The sequence below is a fragment of the Paraburkholderia phytofirmans OLGA172 genome (assembly GCF_001634365.1).
Classification (GTDB): domain Bacteria; phylum Pseudomonadota; class Gammaproteobacteria; order Burkholderiales; family Burkholderiaceae; genus Paraburkholderia.
The window spans coordinates 3,341,446-3,364,030 of sequence record NZ_CP014579.1; the positions used below are offsets into that span (position 1 = coordinate 3,341,446).

Genomic DNA, 22,585 nt, shown 5'->3' on the forward strand with positions numbered 1-22,585 from the left:
AAGCTACTTCTTTTCGACTGCATCCCGCTTCAAAGGCCGCCATGTATGGCCGTCGCGTGCGAGCAGCGCGTCTGCCTCAGCGGGCCCCTCGCTGCCAGCCGGATAACCGTGCACCGGTATCGCGCCACCGGTCTTCGGGTGCAGCACGTCGTCCACCGCGCACCAGCTCGTTTCGATGCTGTCGGCGCGCTGGAATAACGTCTCGTCGCCAAGCATGCAGTCGTACAACAAGGTCTCGTAGCCGACATTGGCCCGTTCCGCGAAGAAATCTGAATAGTCGAAAGACGACTGCACCGCGCCGACCCGCATCACCGGCCCCGGTGTCTTCACGTTGAAGTCGAAGCTCGTGCCGTGTGCGGGATCGATGCGCAAGGTCAGCACGTTCGGCGTTAGCGCGTCGACCGGCGTATCGCGGAACAGACGGAACGGCACCGGCTTCAGTTGCACCGATATCTCCGTACGGCGCGCGGCAAGCCGCTTACCGGTGCGCAGATAAAACGGCACGCCCGCCCAACGCCAGTTCTCGACGTACACGCGTGCGGCGGCGTAGGTTTCGGTCGTGCTGCCCGGCGCGACGTCCGGCTCCTCACGATAGCCGACGCCCGCCGGCCCCTTGTCGTATTGACCGAAGACGACGTCGCCGGCACTCAGCGGCTGGATCGCGTCGAAGATTTCAGCCTTCTTGTCGCGCACGGCTTCGGCGTCGAACGAATTCGGCGGCTCCATCGCGACCATGCCGAGCAACTGGAACAGGTGGTTCGGCAGCATGTCGCGGAACGCACCGGTCTGCTCGTAAAACTTGCCGCGCCCCTCCACGCCGATTGTTTCGGCAGCGGTGATTTGCACGCTGTCGATATATTCGCGCCGCCAGTTCGGTTCGAACAAGGCGTTCGCGAAGCGCACCGCGAGAATGCTTTGCACGGTGTCCTTACCGAGAAAGTGATCGATTCGATACACCTGCGACTCGTTCGCGTACGACAGAATGTGCGCGTTCAGATCGCGCGCCGAGGCGAGATCGGTACCGAATGGCTTTTCGATCACGATGCGGCGGAAGCCGCCCGCGTCGCCCCCGCCTTCTTTCAGCAAGCCCGCTTTGCCGAGATGCTCGACGATCGGCTTGAAAAAGCGCGAGCTGACCGCCAGGTAAAAAATCACGTTGCCGCCCGGCGTTTGATCGAGCTTTTGCTTGAGCTTCGTGAACGTGTCATCGGTTTCGAATTCGCCGGCCATGTATTCGAGCCGTTGCGCCACCCACTCCCACGCCTTGTCGTCGAGCTTGCCGGCATGGAAGGTGCTGGCTTTGTCGGCGGCGAACTGTTGCAGCGACGTGTGCAGGTCCTCGCGCCATGCGCTCGTCTCGCGCTCGCCGTGATTCACGCCGACGATCTTCATGCCGTCGTCGAGCAGGCCGTCCACCGCGAGGTTGTACAGCGCGGGCATCAGCAGCCGTTTGGTCAGGTCGCCACCCGCACCGAAGATCACCAGCGTGCAAGGCGGCGCAGGCCGCTTGCCGGCCGGCGACGACGGCGCCTCATGGGGACCCGCGCTGACTTTGCAGCTGGGTTCGCGAGGGGCGGAAGTTGGGGTGTTCGGAGTAGTCGACATGGGATTCGCTTAAGGAAGGGAAGCCAATGGAACGGACGTGGCGGTACATGAAAGACCACGCTTGAACCCGCACAGTTCAAAAACAACGACTCAAGCTGCCCGGCGCGCGCTGTATGGGTTATGTAACCTCGCGCGCGGCTGGGTCGCTACTCGATTCTCGCTACTCGCTACTTGCTACTTGCTCACTGCCGTTGTCAGCGCAGACGCAGGTTCGGGCGCAGACTCCGGCGGGCAAGCGGGGGCGGGCGCCGTAGTCGACGTGGGAATCGGCGCCCGGTCCGGCTCGCCTGCCAGCGGCACATTACCCGACGCGGCCATCGCCCTCGGTTGCAGAAGCAACGCCACCAGCCCGGTCCAACCGGTTTGATGCGAAGCGCCCACACCACGCCCATTGTCGCCATGGAAATACTCATGGAACAGAACGAGATCGCGCGAACGCGGGTCGGCCTGCAGGAGCGGATACGCGCCCATCACCGGACGTTCGCCGTTTTTGTCCTTCAGGAACAAGGTGGTTGCCCGGCGCGCCAGTTCGTCGCCGATTTCGCAGAGCGAGAACTTCTGCCCCGAGCCGGTCGGATATTCGACGCGGAAATCGTCGCCGTAGTAGCGATGAAATTCGTACAGCGATTCAATCAGCAGATAGTTCACCGGCATCCACACCGGTCCGCGCCAATTCGAATTGCCGCCGAACACGCGGGTGTCGGATTCGGCCGGCAGGTACTTGACGGTGACGCTGGTGCCGTTGTGGTTGAACTCGAACGGATGGTCGCGATGGAATCGCGACAACGCCCGCACGCCGTGATCGGAGAGGAATTCGCTCTCGTCGAGCGCGCGGCGCAGCAATGCTTTCATCCGATGCCCGCGCAATAGCGAGAGCAGCAACGCATTGCCCTTGCCGGGCTCGTTCCAGCGCGACACCAGCTTCGCCAGATCGGGGCGATGTTCGAGGAACCAGACGAGCCGCTCGCGCAGACCCGGCAAGTGACCATGCAAACGTTCTTCGAGCACGTGCACGGCGAAAAGCGGAATCAGGCCGACAATCGAGCGCAGGCGCATCGGAATATTGCTGCCGTCGGGCAGTCGCAGTTTGTCGTAGAAGAATTCGTCTTCGCTGTCCCATAGCCCCGTATCGCAACCGTCGTCGCAACTCACGGCCTCGGCGATATACAGGAAGTGCTCGAAAAATTTCACGCCGATATCGACGAACACGTGGTTCGCATACGCGAGCTCGAGCGCGATACGCATCAGGTCGAGCGCGTACGCGGCCATCCACGCGGTGCCGTCGGCCTGATCGATATGGCCGCCGGTCGGCAGCGGCGACGAGCGGTCGAAAATGCCGACGTTGTCCAGCCCGAGAAAGCCGCCCTGAAAGACGTTGTGGCCGTCCGCATCCTTGCGGTTCACCCACCACGTGAAGTTCAGCAACAGCTTGTGGAAGACGAGTTCCAGAAAATCTCGATCCGCTTTGCCCGTGAGCGCACGGTCGATTTCGTACACACGCCAGGCGGCCCACGCATGTACAGGGGGATTCGCGTCGCCGAGCGCCCATTCGTAAGCGGGCATCTGGCCGTTTGGATGCTGATAGCGGTCCTTCACCAGCAGCAGCAATTGACGCTTGGCAAACGCGGGATCGATCAGCGCGAAGGCGGCCGCATGAAACGCCAGGTCCCACGACGCGTACCACGGATATTCCCACTTGTCAGGCATCGACACGATGTCAGCGTTGCACAGATGCCGCCAGTCCGCATTGCGCCCGCGTTTGCGGGACCCAGGCGGCTTGGGCTGCAGTGGATCGCCTTCGAGCCAGCGCTGCACGTCGTACTGGTAGTACTGCTTGGACCACAACATGCCGGCAAGCGCCTGGCGCTGCACGAGGCGCGCGTCGGGATCGTCGATCTCGTGCTGCAGCGCGCCATAGAACTCATTGGCCTCGGCGAGGCGGTGAGCGAATACCGCATCGGCATCGAGTTGCGCGTCATCGGGACTCGACTGCGGACGCCAGCGCATGGTCACCACGGCGCGGCCATGCGGGCCGAGCTCAATTGACGCGTGCGCACCCGCCTTGGTGCCGGCGTCGCGGCGTACCGCCTGTTCGTCGCCATGGATGAGGTAGTCGTTGAAGCCGTCTTTGAACGGCCCCGTGCCATCCATGTTGAATAGGCGCTTGACGTTGGTGTCGTTCTCGCAGAACAGCCACGTCATCTGCGGCGCGTCTTTCGACCACGCTGTCACGACGATCGGCTCATGGCCATGCTGACGGCCGACCACGTGGACTTCGCCGTTGTGGTCGTGGCCCGCAACGAGCGACGGTTTGTCCTTGTTCTCCTTCCACGACCACGAATTGCGCGCCCAGATTTGCGGCAGCACATCGAGTGAGGCCGCCTCGTCCGCGCGATTCTCGATCGTCACGCGCATCAGGACGTCGTCGGGCCCGTGCTTCGCGTATTCGACCTGCACGTCGAAGTAACGCAAATCGTCGAACACGCCGGTGTCGAGGATTTCGTATTCCGGCATGTCACCGCCGCGTCGCGCGTTTTCCTGAATCAGGTCGTCGTACGGAAAGGCGGCATGCGGGTACTTGTAGAGCATCCGCATGTACGAATGCGTAGGTGTGCCATCGAGGTAGAAGTACAACTCCTTGACGTCCTCGCCGTGATTGCCCTGCGCGTTCGTGAGGCCGAACAGACGTTCCTTCAGGATTGGGTCTTTGCGGTTCCACAGCGCGAGCGACACACACCAGCTGAGTTTGTCGTCGCCGAAACCGGCGATGCCGTCTTCGCCCCAACGGTAGGCGCGGCTGCGTGCATGGTCGTGTGGAAAGTGGTCCCAGGCGGTGCCGTCCGGGCTGTAATCCTCACGCACCGTGCCCCATTGACGCTCACTGAGATATGGCCCCCAGCGCTGCCAATGGGCACAGTCGGCCGAGTGCAGGCGGGCACCTTCGATCGTGTCGAACAGATTGGCAGCGCGCAGCGGTGGCATGACGATGTCCTTGCGTCGGGCCTGGCGGTGGGACTCACATCGTAGCGCTGTTTAAGCGGCGATGGGCTCCAACCGGGCAAGCAGATTTTCGATGCGCAGCAACTCCCCCAGCGACCACGCCTGAAACGGCGTGCCGGCGGGTGTGTGCGGCGCGTCGCCGTCGGCGATTTCGGAGAGATGGTCGAGGCCGGCGTGATCGAGATGCGCGTACAGCGGGTCGAGAAAGCGCGCTTTGGCTTGTGCACGGGCATCCGGTTCGGCGCTGTGAACCCGCAGCCATGCTTCGACGAACGGGCCTAGCAGCCATGGCCAGACTGTCCCTTGATGATAGGCGCCATCGCGCTGCAGCGGAGTGCCGCCGTAGTGCCCGCGATAGGCCGGATCGGACGGGGCCAGCGTTCTGAGGCCGAGCGGCGTGAGCAAATGGGTTTCGACCTGATCGACCACTGCGCGCGCCGCCGCGCCTTCGAGTAACGGAAACGGCAGACCGCCCACGGCGAAGATCTGGTTCGGACGGATCGAGCGATCGACTGTCCCTTTCAGGAAATCCACGTCGACGTTGTCGACTAGCGCTTGCGTCGACGGATCGGTAAAGCGTTCATGGAACGATTGCAGTGCTCGCTGCGCAGGCGGCTGCCATTGCGGATTCCACGTTGCTGCAATGCGCAATGCGTTGATCCAGAGCGCCTGCACTTCCACGGGTTTGCCGATCCGTGGCGTGACCACCCAGTCGCCGACCTTTGCATCCATCCACGTGAGTTGTACGCCGGGGACGCCGGCGCTCAGGAGGCCGTCGTCGGGGGATGCCTTGATGTTGAAGCGCGTGCCGTTCGTGTAGCCCGTGAGGACGGCCTCGACAGCCTGTTGCAGGCGCGTTCGGGTGTCGGCGTTCGCGTGGTTCGTCGCCAGATAGTCGTGGACGGCGATGACGAACCATAACGATGCATCGACGGAGTTGTATTCCGGGGTGTCGCCATAGTCGGGGAAGCGATTCGGCAGCATGCCTTCGGACAAGGCGCCCGACCATTCGAGCAGGATCGCTTCGGCTTCGTCGAGGCGGCCCGCCGCGATCAGCAGGCCGCGCATGGCGATGAACGTGTCGCGGCCCCAATCGGTGAACCATGGAAAGCCGGCGAGAATCGTGCGGCCCTCGTTGCGCGCTACGACGTAGGCATCGGCGGAACGCTGCAGCCGTGAGCCGAGTGCGCTGCGGCGCTGCTGTTCGATGCGCGCGAGTTCGACGGCGTGGGCGACTGCGTTCGTGCCTGCCCGCGCCGATGTCGAGGATGCGATCGACGCGCTGAAGATCATCACCGCTTCACCATCGGCAAGATTGAAGCTGAACACGCCGGGCGTGGCAAGGTCCTCGCTAAAATCAAGGCCACGCTCGCGCTCGCGAACGTAGCAGAAGTTTCGGTACCAATCAGGCGCGTGCGTGTAGACGCCGTTTGTTACGGCGTTGATGACCGGCAGGTCACCGTAGGGTTGCCAACTCACGCAGGCCTGGCCGCCACTTGTCTGCGCGTTAAAGTTGAACGCGGGATTCTCATGGTGCAGCGCGTGGTAGTCGCGGCCGGAGAGCAACGGCCTGACTTTCAGACTGAACGCGGCCGTGGCAAAAGTGGCGTCTGAGCCTTCCAGCCGCCAGCGCAAAACTGTTTCGCGCGTCGCCGTGCTCACGAACACTTCCGCTATCAGCGTTAGGTGCGGATCAAGTTGGAAACGCCATGTCGGCCACGGCTCGGTGTCGAACTCGAGAAGACTCGCCGTCAGGTCCGGATAGATCACGTCCGGCATGTATCGCTGCATGCTCAATGGATAATGCTTACCGTCCGCTTCGAGCCAGGCTTCGATACCGTTGACGAGCACCACGCGCCCACCGGGCGCACGTGTGGCCGTGAGCAGCAACGCGTGATAGCGGCGCGTGCGCAGCGTGCCGACGGTTCCCGATGCGAAGCCGCCAAAGCCGTCTGCTTCGAGCCATTCGTCTTCGAGGCGCGTGAGGTCGAACGGTCGGTCGATGTGTGTCATGCACTTACCGAGGTTATGCAAACCGCAAATCTTTCGGTGTGCCTGGACTTCAGGCGCGTGGCGTTAGCGTGACTATTGTCCTGCCTATGGCTTTCCGTTTCCTTTCGATCGGCCAACACGAATTGTTAAGCTTTGTTCACTCGCAAACGTTTCACAATTGTTTCTCGAAGGGAATGGACACTGCATCCGCCGTCACAAATTGCGATGCAGCCATGAGAACAGACACGCGTCTGGCCAGCGCCGTTTTCGTTGCACTTGCAACATTCGCGTTGAGCGGTTGTGGCGCCGATGACTCCGCCTCGGCGTCAGTGTCTTCATCGCCGAGCACCGTTAATAACGTTGTCGCGCAAAAGAAGAACACGTTTGAAATCGTGTTTGCCAATAGCGGCAGCCAAGGTGCGCCTTTCTATGTGTACTCGACGAATCGTACGGATGGTCCGTTGCGCTACACGGTCGAGGCTGCCAAGTCGCTCAGCGAGACGCTCTGCATGAACTGACGGACAGCGTTACATTGAATGTCCGGCACTGCTTCACGATGGAGACGCCATGGACCGCGAAACGTTTACTGAAAACCTGACGAAAGAAGGTTTCGCTGAGACCGTCGTTGTGACACGGGAGGCGAACACCTCGATGGATGTTCACGAGCATCCGTTCGAGGCGAAGGCATTGATTCTGGACGGCGAGTTGCACATCCGTGTGGGCGAGACGGAGCAGACGTATAAAGCCGGCGACGTCTTCCACCTGCCAGCGAACAAACCGCATGCCGAACGCTACGGGCCGAATGGTGTGACGTATCTGGTAGGAAGGAAGTAGGAGCGCGTGAATTGTCGGCGTGCGGAGTGAAGCCGTAAAGCGCCACACCATGATCGCCGTCGCGGCAACAGATTTTAAGGCGCGCGCAGCGCCCCCGAAAACATGACGTCCTTGTCATTACACGTTAGCGCCTGAAGTTGCGAGAGCTCTGCGTCTACGAAGACATGCCCCCTTCAGGGCAACGCGTCCACCCAGCATTAGCTGGTGTAAGCCGCGTTCTTTTGCCTACTAAGGGCCGGCCGACAGCGGGCCATTTTTTTGTCCAAGAATTACGACGCTCGTACTTCGTCCGCCCCTGCCTTCAACTCACACAGTTCGATGATGCCGCCCGGCGTGCCTAACTTGTCGGTCAAGCCCGCATCAATCGGCGAATCGTTGATGGTGTCACGGTCAACGACGGCGCGTACCGAATGTTCCCCTTCGTTGTAGATCGAAACTTCCATCGTTTTCGCCTCCGCTCGACGCCCGCACGGTGGTCGTTGTTGGCGCGCAGGTTAGCGCCGGCCCTGCTTTGAAGCTGCCAATTTCAGCCGATTTGTGAAGAAGTATCGCGCGACGGCGTTTTTCAGAGTTGTCCCATTTTGACTCCCAACTCCCCGATGCAGTGTCGAGTTATTACGCATTTCTAACGACGCGAGACAAAAAGGGAGACGTATGAGAATAAACAAACAGTTTTTTGGGCCAGCAGGCAACCTGGCCCGTCTACTGGCGGCACTCGCATTACTGATGTTCGCGTTCGGCGCAAACGCGGCGGACTGCAACGCGGTGTGGACAGCAACCGGCGCAAAACCGGGTTCGCCCACCTGCCGGTGGGATGCATACGCCGGCGTACCAGGCGGCATGCAGTACTACAACTGCGTTAGTTTGCCGCTTATCGACGCGTAGTGCGCGACACCCACTACGGAAGAACCAGAAGCGAGCTGTCCCGTCGCTGACCCGGTGTATCCGGGCAATGGTGCCGTCACCCTGACTGAAGCGGACTTCGTCAGCGGCGACGACATTCCGATGCGGTTCACACGGACCTACCGATCCAAGTCACTAGGCAATTCCGCCACGGCGATGGGACCGGTCTGGTTCCATAGCTGGCAACGCAACCTGGGACTCGCGAACGCCAACAGCGGTAGCTCGTCCAAAGTGCTTGCGTATCGCGAGAACGGTGAACCTGTCACATTCAACTGGTCAGCCGGCACCTGGCGTACAGCGGGCTTTACCGGCCTTGCGCTGGTACAGAACGGCTCCGGATGGACGCTGACCGATCTCAAGACCGATACCGTCGAATCGTATTCTGCCCAAGGCATGTTGCTTTCGGAGAGCCTGAAGACAGGATTTGTCCGAACGCTGACCTACGGTGGCTCAGGGCTGCTGACCACGATCACGCAGCATGCAGCAGGCACGGACGCGAAGAACGACATCACGCTTCGCCTTGACTATGACGACAAGAACCGTCTTTCACGCCTGAACGACCCCTTGAGCCGCATGACGCAGTACGGGTACGACGCGAATGGCAATCTCGTTTCGGTCACCTGGCCTGATGGCTATGCCCACCGCTATGTCTACGACGATGCCCGTTTCAAGAATGCGCTGACTGGCGAGATCGATGAGGCGGGCAACCGCGTTGCGACGTGGAGCTACGATGCTCAGGGACGGGCCGTGGCGGTTAGCCATCCCAACGCCGCGCAAAACGTACAGTTTGCCTATAACACTGGCTCGACGGTCATCACCGGTAGCAAAGGCGCCACCACGCTGAATATGTCGTCGATTGGCGGAATGCTCCGACCAACCGGGACCACGTCCACGGCGGGCAATAGCAGTTCGACCTGGGATGCGTCGGGCAATCTCCTGAAAGATGCAGACGCAGGCGGCGGCACCTCCGAATACAGCTACGACGACACTGGACGGCCAGTTCGGGCGACAGTGAGAAGTGCGTCCGGTACGTCGATATCCACCATCCGTTATGCCGACGCAACAAGTCTGCGTCCGTCGATGATTGCGTCACCCAGATTGATCCAGTCTTTCGTGTACGACGCGAACGGTAATACGACTGGCGTTAGCGAGATACCGACTACCGACGCGACCGGCGCCAGCGCCTTCGACGCAGGAAAGGCGGACGGCGTGACGATGGCGTACGGGATGACCTATGACGCATTTAACCGGCTCGCGTTCGTTCAGCAGATGGCGAACGGAAAGGTCACCGGACAATGGCAAGTCACGCGCGACGCAACGGCTAACGCCTTCGCGATCATCGCGCTCGGCGAGATTCAGGACGCTACGGAAATGATCTCGCGTGATGCGGCTCACCGTGTTCTGTACGGCTACAACCCAACCGGCGACTTTTATCTTCGTTACGACCGGCGCGCACGCATTGACCTATTCAAATTCAATGAAAATGCGAGTCCTGCGAATGGCGGTATCCGCCGCGTGTTCAAGGTCAGGTTCGGCTATTCACCAGATGGCCAGGTCGTGTCGCGTACGGGCACGGTTGCAAAAGACGGCAGCGTTCTTGATCTGAATGACGGCACGGACATCGCGATTTCCAGCGAGGAAATCAACCAGTGGATTGATAACTATAACTACGGTGATTCACCGGTAGGGCCGCCCGCCAATCTCCAGAGCGCGCGCCGTTTGCTGGGCGACAACTTCCTGGGCACGTCGACCGTATGTAGCGGATGCCATTTCTCGGCGGGACTGATTGACGGTACTGTGCGCGGTATCGTGATGGTCTACCGGCTTCTGCAGAATCCGGTAGTCAGATATGGCATCGGTCAGGGTACGAAGAAGGTTGCTGAAAACTGGGAGCGCATCAAGGAGATGTGCAAACCCGCCGCGGAGACAGAGGTTGATGGGATTCCGCCGGGGCGGATCACTTCAGAGTACAGAGACATTACGACGGGTCGAAGCACACGGAATATCGAGACCGATGTTGGCAAGGCAGAATTTGAGGCAAACTTGCGGAACAACGGCTGGACTCAGACACTGACCAAGGATGGCAAGATGGATATCTTCTCAAAGAACGGGAGCCGCTATGGCGTCCGGGATGAGTCGAATCACGGCAACCCCACCGCAGATTTTTATCCTCCAGGTGCGGCCGATGCAACCCTCAAAATCCGGCTGGCTAAATGAGCAACATTGATTTCATCCACGACCGCGAAACGTTTTTGTCGCTTTGGCAGCGTGCGTGCGTGTGTGCGCAAAAGGTGGCAGTGACTCCAGCCTCGGATCTGCTTCACTTCGATTCTTCAAACATCGGCACGAAGATTTTCAAAGCTCTTATTCGAGATATCGCGAGCTTCAAGGGAACGGGTGAATTCGCTATGATCGTTTTGAACCCAGATCCGTTCAGCTACTTTCATTTCCATTTCGGCAAGTATCCGGGATTCATCGTTAAGGCGCACCACAGCAACAATGACTTTAGCGAGATGCTGATGACGGACCCTGGTGATAGTCCAGCCGACGCGATTGGCTACTACTCGGAACAGTATGTTGTCCTTCCGATATCAGGCGAATGGTTTATGTATGCCGATCGGGGATGGGATGGAGGCACTGGTGTCCTGACAGGTCCGCCAGACGTGATGATGTTCGCCAGGGAGTCGTTCGCGTTCTACGAAAATCCAGACCAGCCTCCCCGATCGATCTGAACCCGGTTCAGGTTACTTTATAACTTCGGCCAGCGCCGCGTGCCGTTTAGGACGGTAGCGCTGGTTGCGAGTACATCGCAGGTGAAGATCAGGCGAAGTTCAAAATTTTTCCGGATAGGTAATGAGCCAATTAGATTACATAAATGATCTGGCGGAGTTTACCCGTCTATGGGATCGCGCGAACGCGGGCGTGCGGTTGCTTGCGAATGTGCCGCGCGAAGAACTGCTGTACTTCGATCCGTTCGATATTGCGACGCCCAAGTTCTTTGAACTTTTGCAGGCGTTAGTGGCGTCTAAGGGCACGACCGACCTTGCAACAGTGATTTTGAAACCAGACCCATTCGAATACTTTCACTATCATTTCGGAAAATATCCGGGGTTCATTCATGGGAGAGACAACACGTATGTCGAGTTCTTCGATTTCATGATGCAGGCTCCTGGAGACAGTCCAGCGGATGCGTTCGGAGTGAATCACGAGCATTACGTGATTTTTCCGGTGATCGGTGATTAGATCGCTTTTGGTGACAGGTCATGGGAGATCGGTGTGTTCTATGGCCCCCCGGACATTATGGAACTCGCTCGTAGTTTCTATCCGTTTTTCATCAAGCCCCCGGAGCACTTCCGCGTCGAGCCATAGCCGCCGCGTCAAGCAGGGCTTTTAACAGTGTTCATTGGCTGAACCAAATGAAAAAGGCGCGAGTGATCGCTCCTCCTTCATTGCTTCAGGTTGGTGGCCGCTAGTGGTCGTCATTGCCGCACGGTCACCGCTCTCGGGCGGTGATGCATTTCACAGTCGATGATCTCCGTTCGGCGTTGCCGCGCCGCAGAATCTCGGCCCGCACCTCGGGGTCAGCAACGTTCGGATTGTCGGTCGCGGCGCGAGAATGATATGTGGTGGGTACGACCTCCAAGATGAACAACATTGACTTTATTGGTGATTCCGCGACTTTCTTACCGCTTTGGGAGCGTGCGAGCGCAGGCGCGAAATCACTGGCCGACATTCCGTCCACGGATCTGCTTTACTTTGATTCCGTCGACATATCGACTCAAAAATTCTTCGATCTCATTCGAGCCATGCTTGCATTCAAGGGCACCACAGACTTTGCCTCGCTAGTTCTGAAGCCGGACCCGTTCAACTATTTTCATTTTCATTTCGGCAAGTACCCTGGTTTTGTACATCGTGCTGAACACACCGATGACGACTTCTTTGAGTCCTGGCAAAAGGACCCAGGCGACAGCCCGGCGGACTGTCTTTGGGCGAACTCAGAACGATATGCAGTCTTGCCGATCCCCGGAGATTGGTTCGTGTACTCAGACAGAAAATGGGAGATGGGCGTGCTATCGGGCCCTCCGGACATTATTTCGTTTGCACGCAATTTCTATCCGTTTTTTCTTGATCCCAGGGAAGGCTTCAAAATTGTTGGCTAAGTAAGCGGAAGCACACTTCCACCTGATACGGAACAGGTGTAGCGGATCGCGCCATTCCATATATCCGAAAGATGCGTTATTCCAGCATGCGAACCGTGCGGTAGTGCCACGAGCTGCAATTAGCGCAGACGAATCAGGACTGGGCAACTGCAGATTACCTCGGTGCTGGTTCCAAGGATGCAACTGTCAAAATTCGGCAGGCTAAATGATCAACATTGATTTCATCTACGACCGCGCAACGTTTACGTCGCTTTGGCAGCGTGCGCGTGCCTGCGTTGAAAAGGTGGCAGCGACACCAGCTTCGGCGTTACTTCACTTTAATTCTTCAAACATCGGCACGCAGGTTTTCAAAGCCCTTATTCGAGATATCGCGAACTTCAAGGGAAATGGTGAATTCGCTATGATTGTTCTGAATCCAGATCCGTTCAGCTACTTTCATTTCCATTTTGGCAAGTATCCTGGATTCATTGTCAAGGCACGTCACAGCAACGATGACTCTATCGACATACTTATGATGGACTCCGGAGATAGTCCCGCCGACGCGATTGGTTTCTATTCAGAACAGTATGTTGTGCTGCCGATATCAGGCGAATGGTTTATGTATGCCGATCGGGGATGGGATGGAGGCACTGGTGTCCTGACAGGTCCGCCTGACGTGATGTCGTTCGCCAGGGAGTCTTTCGCGTTCTACGAAAATCCAGACCAGGCCTTCAGATCGACCTGAACCCGGTTCGGGTTACGTTACGACTCGGCCCACTCCGGATGATCCGAACGAACGGACCATTACCGCCGCTTACGCCGAGGGTGGTGGAAAAGCTACTATAGAAATCCGCTTGGATGGAAAATGATTGATCGACAAAAAAGTAACTTTGTGAACAATTTAGAAGATTTCCTGCCGTTATGGAATCGCGCTAATGCAGCGGTGCAAACATTGGCGGATTCGTCACGCACCGAGCCGACGCTCTATTTCGACTCGATCGATATCTCCACGCCGATGTTTTTCTTCTTTATCCGTGCGCTCCTAGCGTTCGAGAGTGCAGATACTTTCGCCGTACTTGCGCTCCGCCCCGACCCGTTTACTTATTTTCATCACCATTTCAAAAAATATCCCGCTTTCTTCGTTGGCCCAGAGCACAGTGTCGACGACTACTTTTCATTTCTAAACGCTGACCCAGGTGACAGCTTGGCAGATGCGTTGGCAAGCAATGCTCAACGTTATGCGATTGTGCCGGTCAATGGGAGTTGGTTCGTTTACGGGAACTGGAGCAAGGAAATGAGCGCCTTAACTGGGCCCTCAGATGTCCTCAAGTTCAGTCACGAACACTATCCTTTCTTCCTTTACCCCGGTCCAAATTTTCGGATAGTTGACTAGTGCTATAGATACAAAACGTCGTTGATCAAGAAAAAGTTGCGGTTGTCGCGCCTCTTTCAACATCGGACGACTATTTTTATCATCATTTCGGGAGATATCACGCCTTTACATCCTCCTCCGAACTCAAGGTCAGGTTCGGCTATTCACCAGATGGCCAGGTCGTGTCGCGTACAGGCACGGCTGCAAAGGACGGCAGCGTTCTTGATCTGAACGACGGCACGGACATCGCGATTTCCAGCGAGGAAATCAACCAGTGGATTGATAACTATAACTACGGTGATTCACCGGTAGGGCCGCCCGCCAATCTCCAGGGCGCGCGCCGCTTGCTGGGCGATAACTTCCTGGGCACGTCGACCGTATGTAGCGGATGCCATTTCTCGGCGGGACTGATTGACGGTACTGTGCGCGGTATCGTGATGGTCTACCGGCTTCTGCAGAATCCGGTAGTCAGATATGGCATCGGTCAGGGCACGAAGAAGGTTGCTGAAAACTGGGAGCGCATCAAGGAGATGTGCAAACCCGCCGCGGAGACAGAGGTTGATGGGATTCCGCCGGGGCGCACAACTTCCGAATGGGCAGACGCAACAGAAGGATTTAGCGTTCGGAACATTGAGACGGACGTGACGAAAGCTGAGTTCGAAGCAAATCTGCGTAATGAGGGTTGGACGCAGACGCTAAGCAAGGACGGCAAAACCGATATTTTCAAAAAGGGCGATCTCAAGTACACGGTGCGAGACGAGTCGAGGTCCGGTGGTCCTACGGCCGAATACTTTCCAACCAGTGCAGACAAGGCCACGGTTAAAATTCGATTGGATAAACCTCAAGGTGGTAAGTAATGACCCAACTAGATTACATCCACGACCTGGCGTCGTTCACGACGCTACGGGATCGCGCGAATGCGGGCATTCAGTTGCTTGCGAGCACGCCGCGCGATGAGTTGCTCTACTTCGATCCGATCGATATCGCGACGCAAAAATTCTTCGACCTTATACAGACACTGCTGGCGTTCGAAGGCAGGAGCGACTTCGCGACATTGATTCTGAAGCCACATCCGTTGAATTACTTTCACTATCACTTTGGCAAATATCCGGGCTTCGTTCACGGCGCAGAGAACACCGACGAAGAGTTCTTCCACTTCATGATGCAGGATCCGGGTGACAGTCCAGCCGATGCGCTTGGAGTGAATCATGAACACTATGTGCTATTGCCGGTTGATGGCGACTGGATCGCTTTTGGTGACAGGTCGTGGGAGACCGGTGTGTTCTATGGCCCTCCGGGCCTCATGGAATGTGCGAGGAATTTCTATCCGTTCTTCATCGCACCTCCGATTGGCTTCCGGATTGAGCCCTAGTCAATGGCTTCAAGTTTGTTGGCTGGCTAGAGCTGAGGCACGCTCCCGGCAGATATTGGATGGGCGCAACTGATCGTGCCCTTTCAGCGTACCCGATGAGCCCTCTATTCCGATGTATGAATCTTTACGGCCGTGTTATGGCTTGCAATCAGTGCAGTTGAACCAAGACGAGCGCAATGCAGACTCCCTCCATGCTGGCTCGCGTCAGCAAATTTCAAGATCCTGCTAGTGTTCCGTCCCAGAAATAACTTTGCATAGCCGGGTCACTTTCTGCAGAATGGAATCGGCTGTCGCGGTCCATACGAACGGCCGCTTGTGCTGGTTGTACTGCTCGGTATAACGCTCGATGCTGGCGATGAGCTGGCGCACGTTTCTGAATGACCCGCGACGGATCGCCTGCTGCGTAATCAGGCCAAACCAGCGTTCAACCTGATTCAGCCAGCTCGAGTAGGTTGGCGTGAAGTGCATGTGGTAGCGCGTATGCCTGGCGAGCCACGCCCTGACCCTCGGATGCTTGTGTGTCGCGTAGTTGTCGACGATCAGATGCACATCGAGATCGACCGGCACCACCTGGTCAATATGCCTGAGGAACGCCAGGAATTCCTGATGCCGGTGGCGCGGCTTGCATTGAGCAATGACTTCGCCCGTTGCTGCATTGAGCGCAGCGAACAGGGTTGTGGTGCCATGCCGGACGTAATCATGCGTCACCCCTTCGAGATAGCCCAGCCCCATCGGCAGCATCGGCTGCGTGCGCTCCAGCGCCTGACATTGGCTCTTCTCGTCGACGCACAGCACCAGGGCGTTGGTGGGCGGGCTCAGGTACAGCCCGACAATATCGCGCACCTTCTCGACGAAGAATGAATCGGTAGACAGCTTGAAGCTCTTTGAACGATGGGGCTGTATACCGAACAGCGACAGATACCGGGCCACCGAACTCTTCGAAATCCCTGTCCGCGCGGCAGCAGAACGCACGCTCCAGTGCGTTGCCCCGTCCGGCTTCTCATGCAACACCCTGGCCAGCAATTCCGCGACCGCCTCGTCGTCATGTGTGCGCGGTCGGCCTGGGCGAGCTTCATCATGCAGACCCGCAAGCCCCTGAGCGACAAACCGCTTCTTCCAGTGCGTGATCGCCGGTGGCGTCACTTCGCACTGCATCGCAATTTCCTTGGTCGTGTGACCGTCAGCGGCCATCAGGACAATCTTTGCCCGACGGACCAGAGAATGAGGCAACGAACGCGAGCGACTCATGGACAGCAACTGTTCTCGCTCCAGTTCTGACACCACAACCTCGATCCCCTTGCGTCCCATGATCGCCTCCTGTCCATCACCGTTCGATCATAGAACAATCCCAATTTACGTAAAGTTATTTCTGGGACGGAACACTAGCAACACGATGAGTAACATTGATTTCATCTACGACCGCGAAACGTTCACGTCGCTTTGGCAGCGTGCGCGTGCCTGCGCTCAGAAGGTGGCAGCGACTCCGGCCTCGGAGTTGCTTCACTTTGATTCTTCAAACATTGCCACGCAGATTTTCCAAGGCCTTATTCGAGAAATCGCGAACTTCAAGGGAACGGGTGAATTCGCTGTGATCGTTCTGAACCCAGATCCATTTAGCTACTTTCATTTCCATTTTGGCAAGTATCCGGGTTTCATCGTTAAGGCGCATCACAGTGACGATGACTTTATCGACATACTGATGATGGACCCCGGAGATAGTCCAGCCGACGCGATTGGCTTCTATTCAGAACAGTATGTTGTGTTGCCGATATCAGGCGAATGGTTCATGTACGCCGATCGGGGATGGGATGGAGGCACTGGTGTCCTGACAGGTCCGCCTGACGTGATGACGTTCGCCAGGGAGTCGTTCGCGTTCTACGAAAATCCGGACCAGCCCCCGCGATCGACCTGAACCCGGTTCAAAGTACTTTACAACTTCGACCAGCGCCGCTTGTCGTTTAGGGCGGCGACGCTTGTTCCAGGTACATCGCGGGTGAAGATCAGGCGAAGTTCAAGGTCAGACCGGATAGGTAATGAGCCAATTAGATTACATATATGATCTGACGGAGTTTACCCCGCTATGGGATCGCGCGAACGCGGGCGTGCGGTTGCTCGCGAATGTGCCGCGTGAAAAACTGCTTTACTTCGATCCGTTCGACATTGTTACGCCACGTCTATTCGGACTTGTACAGACGCTACTTGCCATCAAGGGCACGACTGACTTTGCAACGGTGATTTTGAAACCGGACCCCTTCAAGTATTTTCACTACCACTTTGGAAAATATCCGGGCTTCGTGTATGGACGGGATAACACATACGTCGAATTTTTCGATTTAATGATGCAGGACCCTGGCGACAGTCCGGCTGATGCACTTGGCGTGAACTACGACCACTTCGTGATAATGCCGATGGAAGGTGACTGGATCGCCTTCGGGGATCACCCGTGGGATACCGGTGTCTCCTACGGACCACCCGACATTATGGCGTGTGCACGCAAGATCTATCCGTATTTCGGCACGCCGCCGAACGGCTTCCGCATCGAACCGTAGCAGCGTGATAGAACCGATTGACTAACATGTTTCTATTTTTATCCGACCGAAAAAGGCGCGATCACCGCTCGCGAGCAGTGGCGCATTTCACAGTCGATGATATTCGCTCGGCGTTGCCGCGCCGCAGAATGTCGGCCCGCACATCACGGGCAGCCACGGAAAGACTGTCGGGCGCGACGAGGGAAAAAATATGCGGTGGGTAGGCTAAATGAGCAACATTGATTTCATCCACGATCGCGAAACGTTCACGCCGCTTTGGGAGCGTGCGAGTGCGGGCGTCCGGATGCTTCGCGAAAAACCGTCAACGGACCTGCTTTATTTTGACTCCATTGATCTCCAGACTCAAAAATTCTTCGAGCTTATTCGACACCTGGTCGCGTTGAAGTGTGCAAGTGATTTCGCTACGTTGGTCTTGAAACCCGATCCCTTCAGCTACTTCAATTTTCATTTTGGAAAGTACCCTGGCTTCATTCATCGAGCGAACAATACAGATGACGAATTCTTCCAATTCCTGTTAGAGGACCCGGGCGGAAGTCTCGCCGATTCGTTCGGAACCAATTCCGAACACTATGTGGTGTTGCCTTTGCCTGGTGACTGGATCATTTTCGGCGACAGGTCGTGGGGGACAGGCGTGTTTTACGGTCCTGCGGATATCATGGAATGCGCACGCAGTTTCTATCCGTTTTTTATCGAGCCCCCGGAGCGCTTCCGCATCGAGCCATAGCCGCCGCGCCAACCTAGCTTTCAACAGGTTCGTTTGCTAAACCAAATGGAAAGGCGCGTGATCGCGCCTTTCGCATTGCTGCGCCGTAGTGGCCGCTGGTGCTCGCGATTGCTACGCAACCAACGAGTCGCATCAGGAAAACGTCATCGCGATAAGAGTTCATGCAACGCCGCGGAAGAAGGCAACCCGCAATCCTTACGCCCCCAACAAAACCCCAGTCCTAAAAGCCTTCTCTCCAGTCACCCGACCCAACGGCGCACCAGCCGTCACAAACCGAATCGCGCGCCGCATATAAAACACCCCTTCGGTTTTGCTACACAGCGTAGTCGTCTCATCAGTCAGCGGATCGACGATATCAAACAGCGCCTGCCCAACGCGAATCGTGTCGCCGATCTTCGCGCGATGAACAAGAATTCCGCTAACAGGCGCATAGAACTGCTCGCTGCCAGCTAGCGGCGTCGCGGGCGACAATAACTCGGGCAAAGGCTTCGCATCAAGCTTAATAGCCTTGCACCAGGCCAAGTAATCAATCAATGCGTCAGCATCCTCCTGCGCCACTTCATAAGACACATCCCGCTGCCCACGGCACTCCACCGTCACAGCAATCGCCCCGTTAGGCACCGGCTTATCAGCCGGCATTTCCTGTTGCAACTTCCACCACAACAAGCTATGCGTCTCATCAAACGACTCACCGCCCGAGTTCGTCGCGAGCAACGAAGCCTGCGCACCCAGATACCGTGACAGCGGTTCAAACTCAGGCCACGCCGCCTCACTGGTATAGAGATGCATCGCCGCTTCCAACGAGCAATGCAAATCGATCACCACATCCGCATCGAAGGAAAGCTTCAGCAACGCCAATTGCAGCGACTCGAACTCAGTCAACGGCTTCTGTTCCGCCAACTCAGCAGCGATCAACTCGCGAACAATCCGCCGATTCTCCGAAGCATCCGATCCCAACGCCTCCTTAGCCCGCGCCACCAGCTTCGAAAACTGCAGGAAGTGTCGATTGAAGTTCTTGCCGCTACCCAGATCGAAGCGCCCAATAAACTGCCCCAGCACGTACTGCCCGAGTCCAACCGGATTCGCCACCGGCACCAGAACAATCTCCGCATTCAACGCGCCCTGCTTCTCGAGTTCGAGCAAACGACGCTTCAGCAAAACCGTCGTCAACATCGCCGGTGTTTCATCGGCATGCAGAGACGACTGGATGTAAATCTTCTGTCCGCTATCCGCAGGACCAAAGTGAAACGACACCAGTTCGCGGTGCGTGCCGATAGCCGGCGATAGAAGCGGAATCGATTGCTTGTTCATGAACGGAAGGGTCGAAGAAGAATAGGGAGTAAGAGAATCAATTGCCGTACGGATCGAAGTCGAAGTACTTCTTCGCGATCTGCGCGTACGTACCGTCCTTGCGCATCGAAGCAATGGCCTCGTTAATGGACGCCTGCACCGCAGTCTCATCCTTGCGCAAACCGATGCCCACACCACGATCGCCCATCGAAAGCGGCTCGCCGACAAACGCAAAGCCCTTGCCCGCCGGCATGCGCAAAAAACCGTAGTCGGCTTCGACAGTACCGAGCAGCGCCCCATCGAGACGACCGTTCTCAAGGTCGGCGAACACCTCGTCCTGACTCTTGTACGCAACCACGTGCACGCCAAGCGGCGCCCAATTCTTCAACGCATAGCCTTCGAACTGCGTCCCCGATTGCACGCCGATCTGCTTGCCGGCCAACGCGTTCATACCGCCCGCGAGCGGCGCCCCCTGACGCGCGATCAGCCGCGATTTGAACTGAAACAGCTTTGAAGTAAACAAAATCTGTTGCTCGCGCTTTTCCGTGATCGCCATCGACGAAAGGATCGCGTCGATCTTGCGCGCCTGCAGCGCGGGAATCATCCCCGAGAACTCGAGTTCGACCCACTGGCAATGCGCATGAATGCGCCGGCAGATTTCGTTGCCGAGGTCGACGTCGAAACCTTTGAAGCTGCCGTCGGGCGCCTTGGCGTCCATCGGCGGATAGCTCGGATCGATACCGAGGCGCAACGTGGCGGGGTCGGCGGCAAACGCACCACTGCTGCAAGCCAGCGCGGCGCTCAAGATCATCAGCGAGATTTTCATGGGAGGCGGGTGAGGGTTGGGCGGATTACTACGGAGTACGGGGCCATCCTATGCCGCCACCGCGCCTCGCAGAAGTCTCGAAAGTAATATCATGATCACTTTTACCGATCACACAGACTCCTCATGGCGTTGACGATCTCCCAGCTACGCGCGTTCACCGCCGTGGCCGAGCACGGCAGCATTCGCGCGGCGTCGCGGGCGCTCGGCATCGCTCAGAGCGGCATCACGCAGCAGTTGCAGAACCTCGAATCGATGCTGGGCGCGACCTTATTCACCCGCACGAACCGCGGGATCGCGTTGACTGCGCTGGGCCAACGCTTGTTGCAGCGGGCCGGCGCGATTCTCGGCGAATGCGAGCGGGCCGAACAGGAAGTGCAGCAATTGCGCGGCGATTACGCGGGCGAGGTCACGTTCGGCATGACGACCGAGCCGCTCATCGACGCCTTCGCGCCGGTGTTGATGGAATTCCGTGCCCGCTTTGAGCGGGTCGCGGTGCATTTGCGCACCGGCACCTCGCGGATGATGATTTCGTGGATTCGCGAAGGCACGCTCGATTTCGCGCTCGCGCTGGTATCGAAACACACCGACACGGCCGATCTGTCCGTCACGCCGCTCTATTCGTCCGATCCGGTGATCGTCTGCCGTCGCGGTCATCCGAAAGCGGGCGCGACCTCGCTTGCCGAGCTCGCTGATTGCACGTGGGTGGCGACGCGCTCGCCGAATCTCACCGACGATCCGCAAATCAACCGCCTGAGTCATCTGTTGGAGAGTCACGGCTTACCGCCGCCGAAAATCATCGCGACAGTGGAAGGTCTGTACGAGACGCTGCATCTGGTTAGCGCGACGGACTGCCTTTCGCTGGAGGCGTCGATCATCGCGAAACGCGGGCCGTTTGCGAGCACGCTGACGACGATCAATGTGCGCGAGCGTGCAATCGAACAGAAAGTGTGCCTGTTGCAGCGCGCGGCCATTCCGGTGACGCCCGCCGCGCAGGAACTCGCGACGATGATTGCGTCGTACACGCGCACGGTGCGGGCGCGATGAAACCGGGTTGCAACCGTCAGCTTGATGCCGCCATTCCAGCTACATGGCTATCGGCGTGCTCAACCCAGCGTTTCGAGTGCAATCAACTCCTCGATAGTTTGCCTGCGCCGGATCAAACGCGGCTCGCCATTTTCGATCAACACTTCTGCAGCCAGCGGCCGGCTGTTGTAGTTCGATGACATCGACGCACCATATGCCCCGGCGTCATGAAACACGACAAAGTCCCCCACTTCCGGCGTCTGCATGGCGCGGCTCGTGACGACGCCACCCGCCTCCTGCGTGAACACATCGCCCGCTTCGCACAACGGCCCGGCCACCGCGAAAGCGCCAACCAGCGCTTCGCTCGGCAGGCCATTGCCGTTCACCACCGTCATCTCATGATGACTGCCGTAAAACGACGGTCTCACCAGATCATTGAAGCCCGCATCGACCAAGGCGAACTGCCGGTTCGGCCGCCGGTTCAGCGCATGCACCTCGGCGACCAGCACACCGGCTTGCGCGACCAGAAAGCGCCCTGGCTCGATTTCCAGTCTCACGCGATGTCCGAGATGCGCTTCGATCTGCTTACGCGCAGCGTCCCAAAGACGGAAATAATGCTCGACGTCGATCCGCGGATCACCTTCGCTATACGGCACCGACAAACCACCGCCGGCCGAAATCGCTTCGATATCGTGCCCCAACCCTTGCACCGCTTCGACCATCGCATCGCACACGCGCGATAAATGCGTGTAGTCGACGCCGGAGCCAATATGCATGTGCAATCCGACCAACTTCAGACCGTAACGGCGCACCATTGCTATCGCCAGCGGCACGTCATCGAGCCAGATGCCGTGCTTGCTATGCTCGCCGCCCGTGTTGGTCTTGTTGCTGTGTCCGTGGCCGAAACCGGGATTGATCCGCAGCCATTCGCATTCGATCCTGCCCAGTGCATCAAA

At 57.8% G+C, this 22,585-nt stretch carries 21 protein-coding genes and 2 pseudogenes; 15 read left to right on the forward strand and 8 right to left on the reverse strand.

The features are described 5' to 3' along the window. Nucleotides 1-3: 3 nt before the first annotated feature. From zwf to AYM40_RS34825, 3 genes are all read right to left on the reverse strand, one after another. Nucleotides 4-1,605, reverse strand: a complete 1,602-nt coding sequence (zwf, locus tag AYM40_RS34815) for a glucose-6-phosphate dehydrogenase (RefSeq protein WP_063500461.1) — start codon at nucleotides 1,603-1,605, stop codon at nucleotides 4-6. A gap of 174 nt (nucleotides 1,606-1,779) precedes the next feature. Beyond that, complete coding sequence (locus AYM40_RS34820) at nucleotides 1,780-4,587, reverse strand: MGH1-like glycoside hydrolase domain-containing protein (protein ID WP_063500462.1); 2,808 nt, start codon at nucleotides 4,585-4,587, stop codon at nucleotides 1,780-1,782. Between the two features lie 51 nt (nucleotides 4,588-4,638). Further along, nucleotides 4,639-6,618: an amylo-alpha-1,6-glucosidase gene (locus AYM40_RS34825; protein ID WP_063500463.1), complete on the reverse strand. Its 1,980-nt coding sequence runs from the start codon at nucleotides 6,616-6,618 to the stop codon at nucleotides 4,639-4,641. A gap of 347 nt (nucleotides 6,619-6,965) precedes the next feature. Between AYM40_RS34825 and AYM40_RS43065 the strand changes: the two are divergent. Continuing rightward, nucleotides 6,966-7,100 (forward strand): annotated as a pseudogene (locus AYM40_RS43065) (phospholipase domain-containing protein); the annotation flags it as partial. A gap of 64 nt (nucleotides 7,101-7,164) precedes the next feature. After that, nucleotides 7,165-7,431 carry a cupin domain-containing protein gene (locus tag AYM40_RS34835; protein WP_063500465.1) on the forward strand — a complete coding sequence of 89 codons (267 nt, stop codon included), beginning with the start codon at nucleotides 7,165-7,167 and terminating at the stop codon, nucleotides 7,429-7,431. Between the two features lie 269 nt (nucleotides 7,432-7,700). On the opposite strand, the gene AYM40_RS41670 is transcribed toward AYM40_RS34835, so the two are convergent. Further along, on the reverse strand, nucleotides 7,701-7,874 hold the full coding sequence (locus AYM40_RS41670) for a hypothetical protein (protein ID WP_158515381.1): 174 nt from the start codon (nucleotides 7,872-7,874) through the stop codon (nucleotides 7,701-7,703). A 211-nt stretch (nucleotides 7,875-8,085) separates the two neighbouring features. On the opposite strand from AYM40_RS41670, the gene AYM40_RS43070 reads away from it, so the two are divergent. From AYM40_RS43070 to AYM40_RS34875, 9 genes are all read left to right on the forward strand, one after another. Further along, nucleotides 8,086-8,316 carry a hypothetical protein gene (locus tag AYM40_RS43070; RefSeq protein WP_236721040.1) on the forward strand — a complete coding sequence of 77 codons (231 nt, stop codon included), beginning with the start codon at nucleotides 8,086-8,088 and terminating at the stop codon, nucleotides 8,314-8,316. Between the two features lie 54 nt (nucleotides 8,317-8,370). Further along, entirely contained in the window at nucleotides 8,371-10,551 is a 2,181-nt protein-coding gene (locus AYM40_RS34840) for a DUF6531 domain-containing protein (protein ID WP_236721041.1), read from the forward strand. After that, nucleotides 10,548-11,066, forward strand: coding sequence for a hypothetical protein (locus AYM40_RS34845; RefSeq protein ID WP_063500466.1), 519 nt, complete (start codon nucleotides 10,548-10,550; stop codon nucleotides 11,064-11,066). The genes AYM40_RS34840 and AYM40_RS34845 overlap by 4 nt, the downstream gene beginning before the upstream one ends. Nucleotides 11,067-11,187: 121 nt before the next feature. After that, nucleotides 11,188-11,577, forward strand: a complete 390-nt coding sequence (locus AYM40_RS34850; RefSeq protein ID WP_236721042.1) for a hypothetical protein — start codon at nucleotides 11,188-11,190, stop codon at nucleotides 11,575-11,577. A gap of 401 nt (nucleotides 11,578-11,978) precedes the next feature. Further along, on the forward strand, nucleotides 11,979-12,494 hold the full coding sequence (locus AYM40_RS34855; RefSeq protein WP_063500903.1) for a hypothetical protein: 516 nt from the start codon (nucleotides 11,979-11,981) through the stop codon (nucleotides 12,492-12,494). A 205-nt stretch (nucleotides 12,495-12,699) separates the two neighbouring features. Then, on the forward strand, nucleotides 12,700-13,218 hold the full coding sequence (locus AYM40_RS34860) for a hypothetical protein (RefSeq protein WP_063500467.1): 519 nt from the start codon (nucleotides 12,700-12,702) through the stop codon (nucleotides 13,216-13,218). Between the two features lie 120 nt (nucleotides 13,219-13,338). Then, a complete protein-coding gene (locus AYM40_RS34865; protein ID WP_063500468.1) occupies nucleotides 13,339-13,866 on the forward strand; it encodes a hypothetical protein in 528 nt (175 codons plus the stop codon). 161 nt (nucleotides 13,867-14,027) lie between these two features. Next, a complete protein-coding gene (locus tag AYM40_RS34870) occupies nucleotides 14,028-14,702 on the forward strand; it encodes a hypothetical protein (protein ID WP_063500469.1) in 675 nt (224 codons plus the stop codon). After that, nucleotides 14,702-15,217: a hypothetical protein gene (locus tag AYM40_RS34875; protein ID WP_063500470.1), complete on the forward strand. Its 516-nt coding sequence runs from the start codon at nucleotides 14,702-14,704 to the stop codon at nucleotides 15,215-15,217. The genes AYM40_RS34870 and AYM40_RS34875 overlap by 1 nt, the downstream gene beginning before the upstream one ends. Before the next feature lie 225 nt (nucleotides 15,218-15,442). Here the strand turns inward: AYM40_RS34875 and AYM40_RS34880 are convergent, their stop codons facing one another. After that, nucleotides 15,443-16,525 (reverse strand): IS630 family transposase, encoded by a 1,083-nt coding sequence (locus AYM40_RS34880; protein ID WP_063496049.1) that lies wholly within the window; start codon nucleotides 16,523-16,525, stop codon nucleotides 15,443-15,445. An 85-nt stretch (nucleotides 16,526-16,610) separates the two neighbouring features. Here AYM40_RS34880 and AYM40_RS34885 point away from each other — a divergent pair, with 85 nt between their 5' ends. From AYM40_RS34885 to AYM40_RS34895, 3 genes are all read left to right on the forward strand, one after another. After that, nucleotides 16,611-17,129 carry a hypothetical protein gene (locus AYM40_RS34885; protein ID WP_063500471.1) on the forward strand — a complete coding sequence of 173 codons (519 nt, stop codon included), beginning with the start codon at nucleotides 16,611-16,613 and terminating at the stop codon, nucleotides 17,127-17,129. 121 nt (nucleotides 17,130-17,250) lie between these two features. Continuing rightward, the gene (locus tag AYM40_RS34890; protein WP_063500472.1) at nucleotides 17,251-17,766 is read left to right on the forward strand and encodes a hypothetical protein; all 516 of its coding nucleotides are present in this window, start codon (nucleotides 17,251-17,253) and stop codon (nucleotides 17,764-17,766) included. Between the two features lie 208 nt (nucleotides 17,767-17,974). Then, on the forward strand, nucleotides 17,975-18,490 hold the full coding sequence (locus AYM40_RS34895) for a hypothetical protein (RefSeq protein ID WP_063500473.1): 516 nt from the start codon (nucleotides 17,975-17,977) through the stop codon (nucleotides 18,488-18,490). A 195-nt stretch (nucleotides 18,491-18,685) separates the two neighbouring features. Here the strand turns inward: AYM40_RS34895 and AYM40_RS34900 are convergent, their stop codons facing one another. Both AYM40_RS34900 and AYM40_RS34905 read right to left on the reverse strand, forming a co-directional pair. Continuing rightward, entirely contained in the window at nucleotides 18,686-19,801 is a 1,116-nt protein-coding gene (locus AYM40_RS34900; protein ID WP_063500474.1) for a succinylglutamate desuccinylase/aspartoacylase family protein, read from the reverse strand. A gap of 37 nt (nucleotides 19,802-19,838) precedes the next feature. Continuing rightward, the gene (locus tag AYM40_RS34905) at nucleotides 19,839-20,606 is read right to left on the reverse strand and encodes a transporter substrate-binding domain-containing protein (protein ID WP_063500475.1); all 768 of its coding nucleotides are present in this window, start codon (nucleotides 20,604-20,606) and stop codon (nucleotides 19,839-19,841) included. Between the two features lie 123 nt (nucleotides 20,607-20,729). Here AYM40_RS34905 and AYM40_RS34910 point away from each other — a divergent pair, with 123 nt between their 5' ends. Then, nucleotides 20,730-21,650 (forward strand): LysR substrate-binding domain-containing protein, encoded by a 921-nt coding sequence (locus AYM40_RS34910; protein WP_063500476.1) that lies wholly within the window; start codon nucleotides 20,730-20,732, stop codon nucleotides 21,648-21,650. Between the two features lie 59 nt (nucleotides 21,651-21,709). Here the strand turns inward: AYM40_RS34910 and AYM40_RS34915 are convergent. Next, nucleotides 21,710-22,555 (reverse strand): annotated as a pseudogene (locus AYM40_RS34915) (diaminopimelate decarboxylase family protein); the annotation flags it as partial. Nucleotides 22,556-22,585 lie beyond the last annotated feature (30 nt).

Bases quoted from the DNA above. Each gene is read 5' to 3' on its own strand.
- AYM40_RS34820 (WP_063500462.1), bottom strand. From the start codon at position 4,587: ATGCCACCGCTGCGCGCTGCCAATCTGTTCGACACGATCGAAGGTGCC.
- AYM40_RS34865 (WP_063500468.1), top strand. From the start codon at position 13,339: ATGATTGATCGACAAAAAAGTAACTTTGTGAACAATTTAGAAGATTTC.
- AYM40_RS34850 (WP_236721042.1), top strand. From the start codon at position 11,188: ATGAGCCAATTAGATTACATAAATGATCTGGCGGAGTTTACCCGTCTA.
- zwf (WP_063500461.1), bottom strand. From the start codon at position 1,605: ATGTCGACTACTCCGAACACCCCAACTTCCGCCCCTCGCGAACCCAGC.
- AYM40_RS34895 (WP_063500473.1), top strand. From the start codon at position 17,975: ATGAGCAACATTGATTTCATCCACGATCGCGAAACGTTCACGCCGCTT.
- AYM40_RS34860 (WP_063500467.1), top strand. From the start codon at position 12,700: ATGATCAACATTGATTTCATCTACGACCGCGCAACGTTTACGTCGCTT.
- AYM40_RS34885 (WP_063500471.1), top strand. From the start codon at position 16,611: ATGAGTAACATTGATTTCATCTACGACCGCGAAACGTTCACGTCGCTT.
- AYM40_RS34825 (WP_063500463.1), bottom strand. From the start codon at position 6,618: ATGACACACATCGACCGACCGTTCGACCTCACGCGCCTCGAAGACGAA.
- AYM40_RS41670 (WP_158515381.1), bottom strand. From the start codon at position 7,874: ATGGAAGTTTCGATCTACAACGAAGGGGAACATTCGGTACGCGCCGTC.
- AYM40_RS34835 (WP_063500465.1), top strand. From the start codon at position 7,165: ATGGACCGCGAAACGTTTACTGAAAACCTGACGAAAGAAGGTTTCGCT.
- AYM40_RS34880 (WP_063496049.1), bottom strand. From the start codon at position 16,525: ATGGGACGCAAGGGGATCGAGGTTGTGGTGTCAGAACTGGAGCGAGAA.
- AYM40_RS34900 (WP_063500474.1), bottom strand. From the start codon at position 19,801: ATGAACAAGCAATCGATTCCGCTTCTATCGCCGGCTATCGGCACGCAC.
- AYM40_RS43070 (WP_236721040.1), top strand. From the start codon at position 8,086: ATGAGAATAAACAAACAGTTTTTTGGGCCAGCAGGCAACCTGGCCCGT.
- AYM40_RS34910 (WP_063500476.1), top strand. From the start codon at position 20,730: ATGGCGTTGACGATCTCCCAGCTACGCGCGTTCACCGCCGTGGCCGAG.
- AYM40_RS34890 (WP_063500472.1), top strand. From the start codon at position 17,251: ATGAGCCAATTAGATTACATATATGATCTGACGGAGTTTACCCCGCTA.
- AYM40_RS34905 (WP_063500475.1), bottom strand. From the start codon at position 20,606: ATGAAAATCTCGCTGATGATCTTGAGCGCCGCGCTGGCTTGCAGCAGT.
- AYM40_RS34845 (WP_063500466.1), top strand. From the start codon at position 10,548: ATGAGCAACATTGATTTCATCCACGACCGCGAAACGTTTTTGTCGCTT.
- AYM40_RS34875 (WP_063500470.1), top strand. From the start codon at position 14,702: ATGACCCAACTAGATTACATCCACGACCTGGCGTCGTTCACGACGCTA.
- AYM40_RS34855 (WP_063500903.1), top strand. From the start codon at position 11,979: ATGAACAACATTGACTTTATTGGTGATTCCGCGACTTTCTTACCGCTT.